The organism is Peribacillus frigoritolerans (assembly GCF_001636405.1).
In the GTDB taxonomy this organism is placed as follows: domain Bacteria; phylum Bacillota; class Bacilli; order Bacillales; family DSM-1321; genus Peribacillus; species Peribacillus frigoritolerans.
Window position 1 is genome coordinate 2840565 of sequence record NZ_KV440950.1, and the last position, 18833, is coordinate 2859397.

Consider the following 18833-nt stretch of genomic DNA (forward strand, 5'->3'; position numbering starts at 1 on the left):
ACTTTCATTTTGTAATGTCAATTGCACCGCTAGTTAATTAGAATCACAATAAGATATGAGGAGACGAAAAAATGTACAAAAAAGCAAAAATTTCATCATCTATACTACTTGGATTAACATTGGCCCTAACAGGATGTAACACAAACGCACAAGTCAGTCATAATGCACAGAAGCAGGAACAAACTGCCAAAGAAAGTAAACAAGAAAATAAGTTAACGGCAGGCCAGGAATTGACTAAAATTCTTAGTGGCACGAATTGGCAAGGTACAAAAGTTTATGATAAGAATAATAATGACTTAACAAAGGAGAATGCTAACTTTATTGGTCTCGCAAAATATGACGATGAAACATCCAGATATGAATTTTTTGATAAAAATACAAAAGAAAGTCGTGGTGATAAGGGAACTTTCTTTATTACCAATGGGAAGATGCGAGTGTTAATTTCAGAATCGATGGGTTACCAGGCCGTTGTTGAAATAACAGAACTGAATAAGGATATGTTTACTTATAAAAGAATGGGTAAAGATGCCAATGGAAATGACGTAGAGGTGTTTGTTGATCATATTCCTTATAAGGAAACAGAACTTTCCTTTACAGATCCAGACAAAAATTTGGAAACTTACACAGGAGACGTAGAAACAGATGTTGATGGAGATAAAATCTTATCAAGCACCCCATGGCAAGGAACAGTGGCATTGGATGAAAAGGGAAATGATGTATCAAGCTATAACTCGAATTATTTAGGTCTTGCAAAATATGATGATAAAACAAATAAGTATGAATTTTTTGATGCTAAAACCGGTGAAAGCCGTGGTGATTACGGCTATTACGATGTTGTTCACGGAAATAAGATAAGAGCACATGTTTCACTAGGGGAAAATAAATATGGCGCAGTTCTTGAACTTACAGAGCTTAATGAAAATAAATTCACTTATAAACGAATCGGTAAAGATAAAGAGGGAAAAGATATAACGATAACAGTGGAACATATACCTTATGAAGGTGATTTGAAACTAAAATCAACTAAGTAAAATAGTAAGAAAGGGATTTTGCATGAATAGCAAAATCCCTTTCTTGATATAATAATAGAGTGGTGGTTAGAGATGTTTAAGCGTTAAACCGTTCAACGGATGTTTCCAGGTCATTAGCGAGCTTTACCATTGAGGAGGTGGAGAAGGAAATGTCCTCCATGGATTTGGCTTGTTGATCGGTTGATTGTGCCACTTGCTTTGAAGCCACTGCCGTTTCCCTTGTCAACCCTGCAAAATCTTCTATCGAAGCATTGATTTCCTGAGAACTTGCTGCCATCTGCTCTGTAATGGCTGATATTTCTTGAATCTGATCACTAACATGCTCAAAAGATTTTATAGTCTGTTTAAAAGTTTCTCTTGTATTCAGCACAAATTTTGTCCCTTCTTCTACCTCATTAGTTCCAGTTTCCATCATTTTCACTGCTTCATTTATGATGGATTTAAAATGAAGCAGGGACTCTTGAATATGGATTGCAGATTCCTTCGTGCCCACTGCCAATTTCCGTACCTCGTTCGATACCACCGCAAAACCTTTACCTTGTTCACCGGCTCTAGCAGCTTCAATTGCCGCATTTAGTGATAGCAGGTTTGTTTGCTCGGCAATTCCTGTAATTACATGTACAATATTCACAATCTCATTTGCTTGATCGTCCAAATTCTTTATTCTTGAACTTGTTTGCATCTTTTACTTGCAGAATTTGATTTGAGAGTTCATTTATATCTTCATTTCCAATGGACATCCTAGTTGAAACATGATTTGTCTGTTCGCTGACTTCAGAAGAAGCTTCGGCAATTCTTTGTATACCTATAGTCATTTCTTCGATGACCCTCGATGATTCTTCACTTCTGTGCAATTGTACTTCCGCAGCTCCTGCAACTTGCTGAATCCCATTAACGATATATTGTGTGGAAGTATCCATTTCTTTGATTTTGTGCTCGATATCACTTGATGATTCCATTAGCTGGAATGATGAGCTTTTCATGGAATTGACGATCAGAGTTGTATTGGTGATCATTTCTTCAAAGGATTTCACTAAAACCTTGATTTCGTCGTTTCCCTTAACCCTTGTGTTGCTAATCAGTTTATTGGCTGTTAATAAATCCCCATTTGAGATTTCCTTTGCAGCCAAGCTGACCTTGAGAAGCGGGCTTAACTTTTTAGTCAAGAACCATATTAGTGCACCCACCACGATTGCCATTAAGATTACATTGATTATTATCGTCAGGGGCAGGATACCACCCAGAACCTTGCTGGCCGTAGCATCGACTTTGCTGGCATCGATATCCACCCCTAGAATTCCAATGACCTCGTTACCATTCTTTATGGGAACGAAAACGGATAAATAGTCACCATATTCAGGATCATGAACGATGGAAGTAGTTGAAGCCTTTCCCTTCATGACGCTTTCTACATCCTGAAATGAAGTTGCAGTTGTGGGTGTTAAAATGGGAGATGCTTTTTTATTTCCCTTACCCATTCCGTCTATAAGAATATGGATTTTTTCGCTATTTTCGTTAATTCCCAATGTATATACATATAATGCTCCAGTTTTTTGTCTATAATCGTCTAACTGCTCGCGTATCTCCCAATATGTAGAGGTTTCGGATTGATTACTTAAAAAATCAGCATAAGATGTTGGGTTTATTCCTTGAGAGATGTTGCTTGCTATGTCTAAGCTGCTCATAGCGATTGTTTTCTCAACCGTATCATTTGTACTTTTATACATTAATATTAAACTTCCAATTAATGTAATGATCATGCCTGTTAAAAGAACAAAACCTATTTTCGTACTAAGTTTATTCATCTTTGTTTATTCCTTCCCCGTGTTATATATTTACCATGTTTTATATATCGGTAATAATTAAATTTATTTAATGAGTCCTTTTTAAAACCCTCGGGTGGAGTTTTTATTCTTTTAGATTTCAATCTGTTGTAAGAGGGGTTCATATTGAATGTATTTAAGGAAAACCTGGTTTTGCTTGTTTTACCATCCTATAAATATTCTAATATAGAAAAAAACGACTTTTATCTTTCCCGTTTTGTTTCTAAAAATCTCAACTGTAAATAATAATTAGAGAAATGGAGAATTTGTTAAATTGTTATAAAATTCAAAAAATGGTTTGACATTAGTAAAAATGGGAGCTTATAATCAACGTAAGATATAAAATTCGAAAACTGAGTTTTATATTATAGAACAATTAATCATTAATTTTATTAAGGTAATGGCTTAAAAAGTGAAACAACTTGTGAAACGTAATGAGAAGTGAAGTGTTTTTTCCTCACTCCGAATAAAACAAGAACTGAGTTTTATATTATAAAACGATTTGATTTTTGCTTATACAAGGGTGAGGAGAAGTTTTTAAGATCAGCCTTAAATGATAACGCTTACAAAAAACTTCGGGGAGGGTTTTTATTGAAAAAAAATAAGCTATTTGTATTTTCCACAAGCTTAACTCTTGCAATGACATTCCTTTTATCAGGATGTGGTGGAGGTGAGGGAGAAAAAACCAGTGGATCTGGAGTTGAAAAGAAAACGATAAAAGTGGCACATTATTTTGCTGAAAATCATCCTCAAAACATTGCTTTGAAAGAAAAGTTTAAAAAATTGGTTGAAAAGGAGAGTAATGGTGAACTAGAGGTTCGGATTTATGCGAACAGTACATTAGGTGCAGAAAAAGAATTTTATGACGGCGTCAGAAACGGAACGATCGAAATGGGTGTTCCAGGGCTAATCATGCAGTCGGACATTCCTAAAATGGGTGTTCCGGAATGGCCCTTCCTATTCAGGGATTACGATCATGTAAAGAAGGTATTGAATGGACCTATCGGAGAGGAATTGACAGAAGATCTGGATCCAAAGCATGGGGTGACACCGCTCGCATGGAGTGCTAACGGATTTAGGATGTTTTCGAGTAATCGTCCAATTAAGAGTATGAAAGATTTTGATGGACTTCGACTTAGAATGCCGAACATCCCGAATTACATAAAATTAGGTGAATCATTGGGGGCAAACGTTAGCCCATTGCCTATTTCAGAAGTTTTTACCGCACTTGAACAAAAAGTTGTTGATGCTCAAGATAATCCCATAGCCACACTGAGATCCTCGGGGTGGAATGAAGTACAAAGTGATGTACTAGAATCCAAGCATATGTTCAGCCCCAATATTTACATTATCAATAGCAAATTCTATAAAGGGCTAACAAAAGAGCAACAAAAAATCATTCAAAAAGCAGCAAAGGAGTCGGCAGCATATGAGTTTGATTTGATGGAAAAAAGTTATGAAGATGACAAAGCTTATCTTAAGGATAATGGAATCAAATTCACAAAGCCTGACGAAGACTTTTCACAAAAAATGTTAAAAGCATCTCAACCTGTTTATGATGAAGTCTTTGAGAAAAATGACTGGGCGAAGGAGCTTGCCGGGAAAATACAAGCAGAATGAAGCAGGCGCTCTAGATAGGAAGGGGGAGATGTATAGGTGAATAAAATATCAAGAATCTTGGAAAATTCGTTAAACATTATTATGGCAATTGCTTTAGCAATAATGGTCGTACTCGTGTTTGGTAATGTAGTCCTCCGTTATTTCTTTAATTCAGGTATTACTTGGTCAGAAGAAATGTCAAGGTATCTCTTTATTTGGTTGACGTTCCTTGGCGCCATCGGAGCTTTTAAAAACAAAGAACACTTAGGTGTCGACATGGTCATCAAAAGGCTCCCGAATAAGATGAAAAAAGTGGTGCTAGTTATTAGTGATTTGATGATGTTATTCGTTCTTATCCTGATCTTGGATGGCAGCTGGAAAATGACATTGATAAACATTGACAGTACTGCACCGGCCACTGGCATGCCACTGGCATTTGTATATGGGACAGGTATTCTTGTGAGTGTGTCAATGGGCAGCATGATCATCTTCAATTTGTATCGGATTTTCTTCAATAAAATTAAAGACGAAGAATTGGTGATGATAAGTGAGTCAGAAGAGCTGATTTCTCTCCATACTGATGAATTTGCTTCAGATATTAGAATTGTCAAGGAGGAGAAACAGGGATGATAGGTGTATTTGTCGGATCTTTACTGGGAGCCATGGGACTAGGAATACCTATTGCCTTTGCCTTACTTGTGAGTAGTGTAGTGCTTATGTACTTTCTTGGTATTTTTGATAGTCAAATAATCGCACAAAATTTAATCAGTGGCGCTGATAACTTCCCTCTAATGGCCATACCGTTCTTTATGCTGGCAGGAGAGGCGATGAATAGGGGCGGATTATCACGGCGTATCGTTGAGATGGCAATGAACCTGGTCGGTCATATCAAGGGAGGCCTTGGCTATGTTGCGATCATTGCGAGTGTGTTGTTTGCAAGTTTATCAGGATCTGCAGTTGCAGATACAGCAGCGCTTGGGGCTATATTAATTCCAATGATGGTGAAGTCAGGGTATGATGTGAACCGGTCAAGTGGGCTGATTGCATCCGGTGGTATCATTGCCCCGATCATTCCGCCAAGTATTGGCTTTATCATTTTCGGTGTCGCAAGTGGAGTGTCCATTACAAAGCTGTTTATGGCAGGAATCGTTCCTGGTATATTACTAGCGGTTGGACTAACGGTTACCTGGGCCATTGTTGCACGAAAAGATAAAGTCGCCGTTAACCCTCGAGCTTCAACAAAAGAAATTCTTACTTCTCTTCGTCAAGGCGTTTGGGCTCTATTCCTGCCCGTCATCATCATTGGTGGATTGAAATTCGGTTTATTTACACCGACTGAAGCGGCAGTAGTTGCTGCAGTCTATGCAATATTTGTCGGTCTTGTAATCTATCGTGAAATGAAAGTGAAAGATTTGTATGAGGTCTTTGTACATGCAGGAAAAATGACGAGCGTTGTCATGTTTCTGGTCGCTGCAGCTCTAGTATCATCCTGGCTGATAACTGTAGCGGATTTACCTGGTCAGGTGATTGGATTGCTGGAGCCATTTATGGATCATCCATTCCTTCTATTAATAATGATAAACTTATTGGTCATCGTAGTTGGAACTGCTATGGATATGACGCCGACAATCCTTATTCTAACACCTGTATTGATGCCATTGGTGGTCGCTGCAGGTATTGATCCAGTTTACTTTGGTGTCCTGTTTATCCTGAATAACGCCATCGGATTACTTACACCACCTGTTGGAACCGTGTTAAATGTCATGTGCGGCATAAGTAAGATCAGTATGGAAGATATCATGAAGGGGATTTGGCCTTTCTTGCTCGTGGAAGTAATTGTATTGATCTTGTTGATTTTGTTTCCTTCCCTAGTGCTGGTTCCTCTAGAATGGTTTACCTCCTAACGGAATTAAACAAGTATTTGGGTGTGTATGCTGGTATTCATCTTATTTTATAGGAGGAAAATGAAAATGAATAATTTGTTCAAACGTCTGGCGGTTGGAGTTTTACTGCCTTCATTACTACTATTAAGCGCTTGTGGAAGCGGACAAAATGAGAGCGCTTCAGCTGACGGAATACAGGAAAGAACAATCAAAGCAGGGATCGGAAATAGTAAAATGCATCCACAAGGAAAAGGAATGGAGAAATTTAAAGAACTGGTTGAAGAAAAAAGCGGGGGGAAAATGAAAGTCCAAAACTTTTTTGATGCCACTCTCGGAGATGATCAGAAAATGACAGAAGCTCTTCAAGGCGGCTTACAGGAAGTAACTGTTCCTTCAACCTCACCACTTGTTGGTATGATTAAGGAATTTGGAATTTATGACTTCCCATTTGTTTTTAATAATGAAGAAGAAGCTTATACAGTACTTGATGGTGCAGTAGGAAAAAAACTTTTGGATAAATTACCGGAACATGATTTAGTAGGTTTGGGATACTGGGAAAATGGTTTCCGGAGCTTAACCAACAGTAAAAAACCTGTTAAAACGGCTGAAGATTTCAAAGGGCTTAAACTTCGTACCATGCAAAATGAAGTGCATTTAGATGCATTTTCAAAGTTAGGGGCGAATCCATCACCGATGGCTTTCTCAGAAGTGTTTACTGCACTGGAAACAGGCACTGTTGATGGTCAGGAGAATCCACTCGCAACAATTCAAACGCAAAAATATAATGAAGTGCAAGAATACTTAAGTCTTACAAATCATGTTTATACACCATTTGTATTCCTTGTAAGTAAAAAGTTCTGGGATGACCTATCAGAACAAGAACAAGAAATCATGAGTGAGGCCGCACAAGAGGCTGGAAAGTATCAACGGGAAGTTAACCAAAAAGAAAACGAAAAGGCACTTAAGTATCTAAAAGAAGAAGGAATGAAAATCAATGAAGTAGAACCTGAAGAAATGGAAAAAATGAAGAAGGCCATCCAACCAGTGACGGACGAATATGCCAAGAAATTCGGACCAGATCTTGTAGAGGAAATGATGAGCGAAGTTGAAAAAGTACGCGGTAAATAATCCAGATTGTTTGGAGGAAAGAAAATGGATATTATCTCTGAACTTTTACGTGAAATCCAATTACCGAAAATGGTACAAGTGAGGCAAAAATTTCCTGCACCTCAAATCGCTGATGTAGCTGGTGAGGTGAAGAAGGCGATAAAAGAAGCAGGTGTCTTATCAAGAATAAATGAAGAAGACAGGGTGGCAATTGCAGTAGGAAGCAGAGGGATAGCGGACCTTCCTACATTAGTAAGAGAAACGGTGGCTGCCGTTAAGGCGGCGGGAGGTAATCCTTTCATCGTACCTGCAATGGGAAGCCATGGTGGTGCCACGGCGGAAGGGCAAATCGATGTGTTGCTTCAGCTGGGTATTTCAGAAGAAGCGGTTGGAGCGCCTATCAGGTCATCGATGGAAGTTATTAAACTGGATGAATTGCCAAATGGCCTCCCTGTCTATATTGATAAATTTGCTTACGAATCGGATAAAATCATAGTCATTAATCGGATAAAACCACATACAGCATTTCGCGGACCGGTTGAAAGCGGACTTATGAAAATGATAACTATCGGTTTAGGAAAGCAAAAGGGAGCCGAAGCTGCACATGCATACAGCTTTAAGTATATGGCGGAACATGTACCTGAGATGGCGAAGGTTTCCTTGTCAAAAGCTTCTATCATATTTGGTCTTGCGTCGATTGAAAACGCTTATGATGAACCGGCGAAAATCGTCGCAGTCCCAGCGGAGGATCTGGAGGTAGTGGAACCGGGACTGTTGCTTGAAGCAAAATCATTGATGCCGAAAATACATTTCGATTCGATGGACGTACTTATTGTAAATGAACTCGGAAAGGACATTTCAGGGGATGGAATGGACCCGAACATTACGGGTAACTTCGCCACACCATATGCTACCGGGGGGCCAGACGTTAAACGGACCGTTGTATTAGGACTTACTGAAAAAACTCACGGTAATGCGAACGGCATCGGCATGGCAGATATGACGACAAAAGCCGTCATGAATGAAATAAAATGGGAAAAAGGGTATGCAAATGCACTCACCAGCACAGTGACAGATGTAGTAAAGCTCCCGATGTTTTTGGATACTCAGGAATTGGCTGTAAAAGCTGCCATCAAAACGTGCAATGCCTTCGATTTGAATAAAGTGAGAATCGTAAGAATTAAAAACACGCTTGAAATCGGTGAAATTTGGATTTCTGAAAACATGATGGAAGAAGCTTTAAAAAATGAAAATATAGAGATCTTGTCAGACCCAGAAGACTTGGCACTGGACTAAAATCTTCTTTACTATTTTCATAGAACGAAAGAATTGATTTGAACTCAGAAAAGGAGTGCTGAAATGACACACCTATATCCACTAATTGATAACGAAATAAACCCTTACCGCGATAATGTGCAGGGAAAAGCAAATGAACCCATTACGGTTGCAGGGCTGTTGGACCGTTCGAAGCTGACGCTAGGCACCACATATGAAGGGGGGAAGCCTGATTGGACGCTTGAAGAAATTTATATGCGGCTCGAGAGGAATGCCCCGCGTATCGCAATAATAGGTGGTTCTTCCGATCATCCGGCCCATATAATGGATTACCAAACGTCAGCACGGGCAGCAATCCGCATTTGGCAAAACGGCGGCGTGCCGTTTCATTTTTCGACACCGGTGATGTGTGATGGCACTGCACAAAACAATCAAGGAATGAGTTACTCTCTCCAGAGCCGAAACGCGGTTGCACAAATGGTTGTCAACCAGCTGGAAGCTCACAGTTATCATGGTGCATTCGTCATTCAAGGGTGTGATAAGCAGCCTCTTGGTGTTGTAAGTGCACTCGCCCATGTTGATCGTGTTCGCCGAAACCGTGGTGAAGCACCCTTTTTCGCAACATTCGCACCTGCTCACGTTTTGGAAGGCGGTTCGATTCCAGCTGACGTGATTGAGGAATTGGAAACTCTTGCGAAAAATGCGGAAAGCAAAGGAGCAGCCGATGTAGCCGTAGATTTACGAGATACGATGGCATATATATTGCAATGCTCATCGAATACTGCTTTCCAGGGCGTGTTTGAACGGGCCTATGAACGAGGAATATTGACGAAGGAACAGCATAAATACTTTGAAATGAGACTTGCTGTCGCAACATGTGACGGGCAGGGAGGTGTATGTGCCTTTAATGGTACGGGGAATAGTTCACGTCATTTAGTGGCAGGCATGGGTCTCGTACATCCAGCAGTGGAGCTGTTGACCGATCCGCCAACACAACGGCAGATTAACTCGGTGCTTGATAGCTTTGCCGGCATGATAAACGAAGAGCGCTACGGCGTGGCCAACATTGTCGGTGCGAACATAAAAAATGCAATCCGTATTCACAGTGCTTCGGGTGGTTCTACTAACTTAATGATGCATATTGTCGCAGGCATGCTTTATGCAGGATTCAAATTCAGTTTATGGGATCTTGATCGCATTCATCATTCACATCCAATTCCTGACTTATTTGATTACAGTTTGACAGAAGGAAGGGACATTTATTCTCTTGCGATGCAGTGTTGCAGCGGGAAAAGCAGAGGAATGGAAACACTTTTTCATGAACTTATTGAGAATGGTGTAGCAATGGATCAGGATGCGCCGACTGTCGCAGCAAAAACTTGGAAAGAACGTCTTTCGATCACAAGTAGCCTAAAAGCGGTTAATGTAAAGAAAAATCAGGTCATTTTATCCAATCCACGACGTGGATTCAGCGGTGTTGATGTATTAAAAGGAAACTTCTTTGAAAGCGCCGTTGTAAAAATCAGCGGAATGCCGACACCACAGCTTGACCAATTCGACGATAAACTTGCATTTGTCCTTTATTACGAAAATGAAGATGATGCAAATAAAAGCCTGCTCGATTCAAAACTGCTTTCAAAAATAAAAGAGCAAAAGCTTTTCGAACATAATCTATTGCTAGAATCTCTTAAATACAACAATGAGTCGGAATGGTCTCTTTTAAAAACCGCTACCTATGGGGAATTATTTGACAGGATGGTTGAAGCCGGCACATTGAAAATTGCGGTTATTATCTCAGGGCAGGGGCCAGTGGCATTCGGAATGCCGGAAATGTTTACACCAATGCAACACATCAATGCAAATCGTGTTATGAAAAAAATCGCTACAATCATTAGCGACGGCCGCTATTCAGGAGTCACATATGGAGCTGCCATAGGGCATATGACACCGGAAGCGTATGAAGGTGGCAGCATAGGTTTACTTAAATCAGGGGATGTAATTCACCTTCAGCTTCGTGATCGACGAATTGATTTTGTAGATTCTACTCAACTTCATTCTGGAAAGGTTATTCATGATTTTGCGGATCATTTTAAAGAAGAAAGACAATCATTGGCAGCTGAACGCAAGCAGCGGATGAAAGTTAGACAGAAAATGGTTGCGGCAAGCAACAGGATGTTTGGGCATACAGATGCAGCAAATGGTGTTGTTCCAATCGCTGTCATTGAGGATGCGGTACTTGATTATGAACAAGATATTATAATCCATGAAAAAAAAGTAGAAATAAAGTGAGGTATGCTCGTCATAAATCCGATAAGATAAAGGTAGACAGAATGAAAAGGAGTGAGGAACGATGCCTATCATCCAATCGGTGGAGCGTGCCTTGAAAATATTGGATTTATTTGATGAGCGTGAGCGTGAACTAACTATCACAGAGATAAGTAAGAGAATGAATTTACATAAAAGTACGGTTCATTCACTATTAAAAACCTTACAGGAGCATCACTATATTTCACAAGGCGAAGAAAATGGAAAATACTCGCTAGGATTAAAGCTATTGGAGAGGGGAAGCGTTGTTGTGACCCATCTCGATTTGCGCAATGTAGCAAGAAAACATCTTGAAGGGCTTTCAGCAACAACGAATTTGACGCTGCACCTTGTCATATTGGACGGGCAGGAAGGTGTCTATGTCGATAAAGTGGAAGGTACTGGGGTAACGGTCCTGTATTCCCGTATTGGCCGTCGTGTTCCGATTCATACAAGTGCAGTTGGCAAATCTCTTGTTGCAACCAAAACGGATAGTGAACTGGATTTGCTCTTGGACGGCTATGAATATACGGGACCGACAGAAAAATCGATTAGATCCAAGGAACAGTTTTTAGCCGAAATCGAAAAAGCACGCATTAATGGTTATTCAATGGATAATGAAGAAAATGAACCGGGCATTTTCTGTCTTGCCGTACCGATAAGAGATTATTCAGGAAAGGTAATCGCTGCAATGAGTGTATCGATGCCTGCTTCGAAAGTAAACGAAGAAACACATGAGTATTATGTACGTCTCTTAAAGGAATGCAGCAGTAAAATTTCGCAGGAGCTCGGTTATGAATATCAAAAAATATAAAAAAAGGTTTGCCCTTAGGAGGAACTAGCAAATGAGAATTATTCGCTATGTACATGAAAACAAAAAACAACTTGCTGCCGTGACAAACGAAAACAATGTGGTGGACCTTCCATTTACTGATTTTATGTCGTTGATTACAACGGCACGCCATGAAAACAGAACGGCGTTTGACATTGTAAAACAAATTGTCGCTGAAGGGGAAAAGCTGCCATTGGAAGGTCTTCAATTAACAACGCCGATCGACGCACCGGAAGTATGGGCATCTGGCGTTACGTATAAAAAAAGCAAGGAAGCACGTAACTACGAAGCAACGCAAGGAAAGCTGGACCGCCAAACTTTCTATGACAAAGTTTATGATGCAGAGCGTCCTGAGATTTTCTTTAAATCAACTGCAGCAAGAACTGTAGGACCGAATGACCCGGTATATTTGCGTTCAGATTCAAAATGGCAAATTCCGGAGCCGGAGCTTGGTCTTGTCATCGATAAAAAGGGAACGGTGCTCGGATATATCGCAGGTAATGACATGAGCTGCCGTGATATTGAAGGTGAAAACCCGCTTTATCTCCCACAGGCAAAAGTATGGAAAAACTCTTGTTCCATTGGACCGGCCATCTTGTTAAAAGAGGCTGTTCCAGATCCATACGAGCTTAAAATCATGTGCCGGATTTTTCGAAATGAAGAAAAAGTATTTGAAGGTGAAGCGAAAGTAAACCAACTGAAACGAAAATTGGAAGAGCTCGTCGACTATTTAGTCTTAGATAATACTGTATTTGACGGATCCGTTTTACTTACAGGTACTTGCGTGGTTCCGCCAAATGAATTTACATTGAAAGGCGATGACCGGATTGAAATCGAAATACCAGGGATAGGGGTATTAAACAACCCGGTTATCCAAAGTAAAGCAGTTCAAACCATTTAAGGGGTGACAAAATGAGCGAGTATAAAACACTTTACTTAAGTAGGGAAGATAGTGTAGCTGTCGCTTTATCAGAAATCCCTGCAAACACATCAGTAGTTGTGAAGTCAGACATTGAAGAACTTGTCGTACCCATTCTTGAACCGATCCGTTTTGGACATAAGTTCGCAGTCAAAACCATCAACCAAGGAGAAGACATAATTAAATATGGGGAAGTCATAGGTGCAGCCTCAGCTACTATTCCCGCTGGTGCACATGTTCATGTACACAATTTAGAAGGCAAAAGAGGAAGGGGTGACAAAGTTGCTGAATGAAAAAATGCAGTTTTGGGGCTACCGCCGTCCGGATGGCCGCGTCGGTGTACGGAATCATGTACTGATTTTGCCGACGATAACATGTGCAACACAAACAGCTCAGCGCGTCACGGAATTGGTGAGTGGAACCGTCACATTCATTCATCAGCATGGCTGTGCGCAAGTGGGCACTGATTATGATCAAACGGCCCGAACCTATGCGGGAATGGGTATGAATCCAAATGTATATGGTGTCATAGTACTCGGACTTGGCTGTGAAACACATCAGGCGCACCGTATTGGGGATGAAATTGCCAAATGCGGTAAACCAGTGAAAACTGTATCGATCCAGGATCATGGAGGCACTCTTCAAACCATTGCCGAAGTATCTAAAATCGCAGTCAAAATGGTCCAGGATGCCTCGATGGTGCAACGGGAATTATGTGATTTTAGCGAGCTGATTGTCGGCACAGAATGCGGTGGGTCTGATGCATGCTCCGGCTTATCGGCGAACCCGGCAGTCGGACGTACTAGCGATTTGGTAGTTCAGCAAGGGGGAACCGCAATATTAGCGGAAACGACTGAACTCATCGGTGCAGAGCATTTGATCGCAAACAGGGCGGCAAATGACCAGGTAGCAAAAAAAGCTTATGCGGTTATTAAAATGATGGAAGACCGCTCGATTCAAATGGGCGTAGACATCCGCACCGGAAATCCAAGTCCGGGAAACATTGAGGGAGGTCTCAGCTCACTAGAAGAAAAATCCCTGGGGGCAGCGACAAAATCAGGTACAACCAGATTGGAAGAAGTCATTGATTATGCCCAGGTACCCACAAAAAAAGGGCTAGTATGGATGGATACGCCTGGCCATGACATTGAGCAATTGACGGGTATGGTCGCAGGCGGTGCCCAAATCGTTCTCTTTACAAGTGGAAGAGGCACGCCGACTGGTTCTCCTATTTCACCCGTCATAAAAATCTCGACTAATACACCAATGTTTGACAGGATGAATGAAAATATGGATTTAAATGCTGGTACGATCGTTGATGGTTTAGAAACCGTTGATGAAGTGGGCAGGCGCATCATGGAAGAAATTCAACATGTTTCTAACGGGAAACTAACAAAAGCGGAGATATTAAAGCAGCATGACTTTGGTATATGGAGAATTGGACCGACATTCTAAAACGAAAAAGGAGCAAAAGACTATGATATCAACTACATTTGCAACGAAAACATATAAAAATTTCATTAATAATGAGTGGGTGAATGCATCTTCTGGAAATACAATCCAAAGTATTAATCCTGCGGACAAAGAACCGGTTGGCTACGTACAAAGCTCAACCGAAAAAGACTTGAATAAAGCTGTAGCTGCAGCGCATAAGGCAAAAAGGGATTGGCGCAAGCTCGGCCAGTCTGCACGTGGGCAAATCCTTTTCAAAACGGCCAATATATTGGAAGAAAATCTAGATGAAATTGCCGAAACCATGACTCGCGAAATGGGTAAAACGTTACCGGAAGCAAAAGGTGAAACGGCACGGGGGGTTGCAATCCTGCGTTACTATGCTGGGGAAGGGATGCGGAAAGACGGCGATGTTATTCCATCATCCGATAAAGATGCTCTAATGTTTACGAAACGCAGCCCACTTGGTGTTGTCGGGATAATCACGCCATGGAACTTCCCGGTTGCAATTCCCATCTGGAAAATGGCTCCTGCTCTTGTATATGGCAACTCAATCGTATGGAAACCGGCTACGGAGGGAGCCGTTACGGCAGCGAAAGTCATGGAATGTTTCACAAAAGCAGGCTTCCCGGAGGGCGTAGTGAACTTCATTACCGGTAAGGGGTCGATCATCGGTCAAGGACTCATCGATCATCCGCTTTTAAATGCGATCACATTTACCGGTTCTGAAAGTGTCGGTCAGAGCGTCGCAAAATCAGCTTCCGCCCGCGGCATAAAATATCAGCTTGAAATGGGTGGCAAGAATCCAGTCATCGTAACGAAAGATGCAAACATCGACCAAGCTGTCGAGGCGGTCATCAGCGGTGGATTTCGTTCTTCCGGCCAAAAATGCACAGCTTCAAGCCGTGTTGTCGTTGAATCGTCAGTCTATGATGAATTCAAACAAAAACTGGTAAAGGCAGCAGCGGAAATTACAGTGGGCAACGGTCTTCAAGAGGGTATTTGGATGGGCCCATGTGCAAGCGAAAGCCAGTTCAAAACGGTCACAGAGTACATTGAAAAAGGCAAGCAGGAGGGCGCAAAACTCATACATGGCGGGGAGATATTAACTGGCGGAGACTATGATAGGGGCTTTTTCATCACACCAGCGATTTTTGAAGACGTGACATCCGAAATGGAGATTGCACAGGCAGAAATTTTTGGACCAGTTATCGCGCTTATGAAAGCAACAGATCTGGTCGAAGCGATTGACTTGGCAAATAATACGAAGTACGGATTGAGTGCATCAATCTTCACATCAAATATTAGTTCAATTTTGGAATTCATCGATGAAATTGAAGCAGGTCTTGTCCGCATTAACGCAGAAAGCGCGGGCGTAGAGTTGCAAGCCCCATTCGGAGGCATGAAGGCATCAAGCACGGGTTCGCGAGAGCAAGGTGAAGCGGCGAAAGAATTTTATACAGCCATAAAAACGGTTTTTATTAAAGGTTCTTAACAAGTGCAAGGGAGGTTTCCATGTTTGAAAGTCTCTTTCTTCAAAAAACATTGTGAGGTGCTTGATGAAAATCATAAAAATTTCTTTATACAAAGTTCCGCCCCGCTGGCTGTTTTTAAAAATCGATACGGATGAAGGCATTTCCGGATGGGGAGAGCCTGTCGTGGAAGGCCGTGCTGAAACTGTTAAAGCAGCAGTTAACGAGCTGACTGATTATTTGATCGGGAGAAATCCGAACGACATTGAAGATATCTGGCAAACGCTTTATCGAGGTGGATTTTACCGTGGTGGCCCAATTTTAATGAGTGCCATTTCCGGCATTGAGCAGGCATTATGGGATATAAAAGGAAAATACTTCGATATTCCTGTATACCAAATGCTCGGCGGCAAAGCACGTCAAAAAATTAAAGTGTATTCATGGGTCGGAGGAGATCGACCTGTGGATGTCGTTGCTGCCGCAATAGAAAAACAGAAAGAGGGCTTCCTTGCTGTCAAAATGAACGCATCAGAAGAAATGAATTACATAGATAGCTTTTCGAAAGTAGAAGCGGTCATCGAACGCGTTGCTTCAATCAGGGAAGCGGTTGGCAACGACTTTGGCATCGGTGTGGATTTTCACGGGAGGATTCATAAAACGATGGCAAAAGCGATTGTAAAAGAACTGGAACCTTACCGTCCCGTGTTCATTGAAGAACCGGTGCTCCCGGAAAACAATGAAGCACTTCGTGAGATTCCCTGGCATACTACGTGTCCGATTGCGACGGGAGAAAGAATGTATACGCGCTGGGGCTTTAAGCAGCTACTTCAAGATGGTTATGTCGATATAATTCAGCCGGATCTGTCTCATACAGGTGGTATTTTAGAAGGGAAAAAAATTGCCGCAATGGCAGAAGCGTATGATGTAGCCATTGCGCCGCACTGCCCGCTCGGTCCGATGACACTCGCTTCATCCATTCATTTGGACGCAACGACGCCGAATTTCATTATTCAAGAGCAAAGCCTTGGTATTCATTACAACGAAGGTATGGACATTCTCGATTATATGAAAAATCCAGAATTATTCGACTATGAAGATGGTTATGTGAACATTCCTGATAAACCGGGTCTTGGTGTGGAAATCGATGAGAAAAAAGTGATGCAGGCAGCAGAGACCGGACATGATTGGAAGAACCCAATTTGGCGAAATGAGGACGGGAGTATCGCTGAATGGTAATAAAAGGAGGAAAAACAATGAACTTTCATGGCATCATTCCACCGGTAGTCACCTTATTTGATGAAACGGGGAACTTGGATTTGGAGTTGAACAGAAGGTATATCGACCTATTAATCTCACGGAATATTGACGGTATTTTGTTGATGGGTAGTTCGGGTGAGTTCTCCTCACTTACGACTGAAGAAAGGAAATTATATGTACGCGAAATGTTAAAGCATATTAACGGACGAGTGCCTGTTATGGTCGGAGTCGGACATACCGCATTAAAAGAGGTGCAAGAACTGACTTCTTATGCAGAAGAGCATGGAGCGAACGGCATTCTCGTAGTCAACCCATATTACTGGAAGCTGTCTGACGAGCAATTATACCGACATTTTTCCAGTGTGGCGAATCATACTAATCTGCAAGTTTTCATTTATAACATCCCGCTCTTGACCGGACAAAATTTATCAATCGAACTGATTAAAAAATTAGCCGAAGATCATTCAAACATTGCAGGTATTAAAGAGACGGTCAGTGATTTCGGCCACCTTCGTCAAGTGCTGGCGGAAGTGAAGAAAGTTCACAGTGATTTCAAAGTCTTCTCCGCGTTTGACGAGCATTTGCTTCCGGCTCAAATGATTGGTGCAGCGGGAAGCATTAATGGAAGCGCGGTCTTTGCACCGGAAATATCCGTACATTTATATGAATCGTATCATAAAGGAGATCTCGCTGAAGCCCAGAAAAATCATCAAGTGATTTCAAAACTGATGGATGTGTACAATTACGGTCCGACATTTTTTACAGCCATGAAGGAAGCTGTTCATCAGCGCTGGTTTGACGTTGCTGCTGGTCACCGTGCCCCATGCGATGTATACCCTGCTGATTTGGGTGACAAAGTAGCTGCTCTCTTAAAAAATATAGATATGAAAGAAGGCGTCCAAAAATGAAAGAATCACGCGACTTGCTCGAAACGTTAGGCTACCCATCTACTGATCTTAAAGATCTTCCTACATCAACGAAAACATTTCCAGATGGAGCTCAATACCGCATTGAACTGCCAAGTGTAGAAGGTCCAGCGGCCCTAAAAGAAACATTGAAAGAAATTGACCGGCTTGGTTTGACTATTCATCGGATATCCCAGGGCAGCGGCATCATGCTTCAAACGGATGAAGAAATTAAAGAAATGTGTGAAATGACAGCAGAGCGCGGCATGGAGCTCAGTTTGTTTGTCGGTCCCAGGGGTTCATGGGATGTCAGTGCGGGACCGCTTACGCCAGGAGGTAAATCTCAGGGAATCCGCCATGAAGGATCGGACCAGCTTGTTTATGCCATGGAAGACTTGAAAAGAGGAGCTGCACTTGGTCTTCGCGGTGCGTTAGTTGCGGATGAAGGACTCCTACTTTTAACGAAAGAAATGAAAAAACACGGACAGCTTCCGAAAGACTTTGTTGTTAAAGTATCGGTTCAAATGGGTTCTGCCAATCCAGTATCCGTTAAATTAATGGAAGACATCGGAGCGGATACCTACAACGTACCACCTGCATTAACGCTGTCCAAACTTGCAGCGATCCGACAATCAATAAACATTCCCATTGATTTATATGTTGAAGTTCCGGATACTTTCGGAGGCTTTCTTCGCTATTATGAAATACCAGAAATTATCCGTGTATTGGCGCCAGTATACATTAAATTTGGTCTGCGCAATCACCCTGATGTATACCCTTCAGGGAAACAATGGGAAAGTACGAACATCTCACTCGCGCAAGAACGTGTACGCCGTGCCGCAATTGGCATTCAAATGATCGAACGATACTATCCTGAAGCAAAAACATCGAAACTCGGTGCAGAAGGACTCGGCATTGCAAAAATTGAAAAGGCAGCAGCGAAATAGATGTCTGGTCTTACTATAAAGGAGTGG

Annotated in this window: 16 protein-coding genes and 1 pseudogene; 15 read left to right on the forward strand and 2 right to left on the reverse strand. The window is 41.6% G+C overall.

Annotation, left to right across the window (positions count from 1 at the left end):
• The first annotated feature begins 71 nt into the window (after nt 1-71).
• Nucleotides 72-1031, forward strand: coding sequence for a DUF4822 domain-containing protein (locus A6755_RS13715; protein WP_063590978.1), 960 nt, complete (start codon nt 72-74; stop codon nt 1029-1031).
• A gap of 76 nt (nt 1032-1107) precedes the next feature.
• On the opposite strand, the pseudogene A6755_RS27385 reads toward A6755_RS13715, so the two are convergent.
• Both A6755_RS27385 and A6755_RS13720 read right to left on the reverse strand, forming a co-directional pair.
• Nucleotides 1108-1656: pseudogene (locus A6755_RS27385) on the reverse strand (methyl-accepting chemotaxis protein); the annotation flags it as partial.
• A 10-nt stretch (nt 1657-1666) separates the two neighbouring features.
• The gene (locus tag A6755_RS13720) at nt 1667-2836 is read right to left on the reverse strand and encodes a HAMP domain-containing protein (RefSeq protein WP_217349289.1); all 1170 of its coding nucleotides are present in this window, start codon (nt 2834-2836) and stop codon (nt 1667-1669) included.
• 609 nt (nt 2837-3445) lie between these two features.
• Between A6755_RS13720 and A6755_RS13725 the strand changes: the two genes are divergently transcribed.
• The 14 genes from A6755_RS13725 (at nt 3446) to A6755_RS13790 (ending at nt 18806) form a co-directional block, all read left to right on the forward strand.
• Nucleotides 3446-4474 (forward strand): TRAP transporter substrate-binding protein, encoded by a 1029-nt coding sequence (locus A6755_RS13725; protein ID WP_244889669.1) that lies wholly within the window; start codon nt 3446-3448, stop codon nt 4472-4474.
• A gap of 36 nt (nt 4475-4510) precedes the next feature.
• Nucleotides 4511-5083: a TRAP transporter small permease gene (locus A6755_RS13730; protein ID WP_034307155.1), complete on the forward strand. Its 573-nt coding sequence runs from the start codon at nt 4511-4513 to the stop codon at nt 5081-5083.
• A complete protein-coding gene (locus A6755_RS13735) occupies nt 5080-6357 on the forward strand; it encodes a TRAP transporter large permease (protein ID WP_063576079.1) in 1278 nt (425 codons plus the stop codon). The genes A6755_RS13730 and A6755_RS13735 overlap by 4 nt, the downstream gene beginning before the upstream one ends.
• A gap of 60 nt (nt 6358-6417) precedes the next feature.
• A complete protein-coding gene (locus A6755_RS13740; protein WP_063590979.1) occupies nt 6418-7464 on the forward strand; it encodes a TRAP transporter substrate-binding protein in 1047 nt (348 codons plus the stop codon).
• 24 nt (nt 7465-7488) lie between these two features.
• Entirely contained in the window at nt 7489-8739 is a 1251-nt protein-coding gene (locus A6755_RS13745) for a nickel pincer cofactor-dependent isomerase, group 22 (RefSeq protein ID WP_063590980.1), read from the forward strand.
• Between the two features lie 63 nt (nt 8740-8802).
• The gene (locus A6755_RS13750) at nt 8803-11007 is read left to right on the forward strand and encodes a dihydroxy-acid dehydratase domain-containing protein (protein ID WP_063590981.1); all 2205 of its coding nucleotides are present in this window, start codon (nt 8803-8805) and stop codon (nt 11005-11007) included.
• A 61-nt stretch (nt 11008-11068) separates the two neighbouring features.
• Nucleotides 11069-11836, forward strand: coding sequence for an IclR family transcriptional regulator (locus A6755_RS13755; protein WP_063590982.1), 768 nt, complete (start codon nt 11069-11071; stop codon nt 11834-11836).
• Between the two features lie 31 nt (nt 11837-11867).
• A complete protein-coding gene (locus A6755_RS13760) occupies nt 11868-12755 on the forward strand; it encodes a fumarylacetoacetate hydrolase family protein (protein ID WP_063590983.1) in 888 nt (295 codons plus the stop codon).
• Between the two features lie 11 nt (nt 12756-12766).
• Complete coding sequence (locus tag A6755_RS13765; RefSeq protein ID WP_063590984.1) at nt 12767-13066, forward strand: UxaA family hydrolase; 300 nt, start codon at nt 12767-12769, stop codon at nt 13064-13066.
• A gap of 4 nt (nt 13067-13070) precedes the next feature.
• The gene (locus A6755_RS13770; RefSeq protein ID WP_063592552.1) at nt 13071-14228 is read left to right on the forward strand and encodes a UxaA family hydrolase; all 1158 of its coding nucleotides are present in this window, start codon (nt 13071-13073) and stop codon (nt 14226-14228) included.
• Between the two features lie 22 nt (nt 14229-14250).
• On the forward strand, nt 14251-15720 hold the full coding sequence (gene gucD, locus A6755_RS13775; protein ID WP_063590985.1) for an alpha-ketoglutaric semialdehyde dehydrogenase GucD: 1470 nt from the start codon (nt 14251-14253) through the stop codon (nt 15718-15720).
• Nucleotides 15721-15784: 64 nt separating this feature from the next.
• Nucleotides 15785-16933, forward strand: coding sequence for a galactonate dehydratase (gene dgoD / locus A6755_RS13780; RefSeq protein ID WP_063590986.1), 1149 nt, complete (start codon nt 15785-15787; stop codon nt 16931-16933).
• A 17-nt stretch (nt 16934-16950) separates the two neighbouring features.
• Nucleotides 16951-17862 carry a dihydrodipicolinate synthase family protein gene (locus A6755_RS13785; protein WP_063592553.1) on the forward strand — a complete coding sequence of 304 codons (912 nt, stop codon included), beginning with the start codon at nt 16951-16953 and terminating at the stop codon, nt 17860-17862.
• On the forward strand, nt 17859-18806 hold the full coding sequence (locus A6755_RS13790) for a U32 family peptidase (RefSeq protein WP_063590987.1): 948 nt from the start codon (nt 17859-17861) through the stop codon (nt 18804-18806). Before A6755_RS13785 ends, A6755_RS13790 begins: the two co-directional genes overlap by 4 nt.
• Nucleotides 18807-18833: the final 27 nt, after the last annotated feature.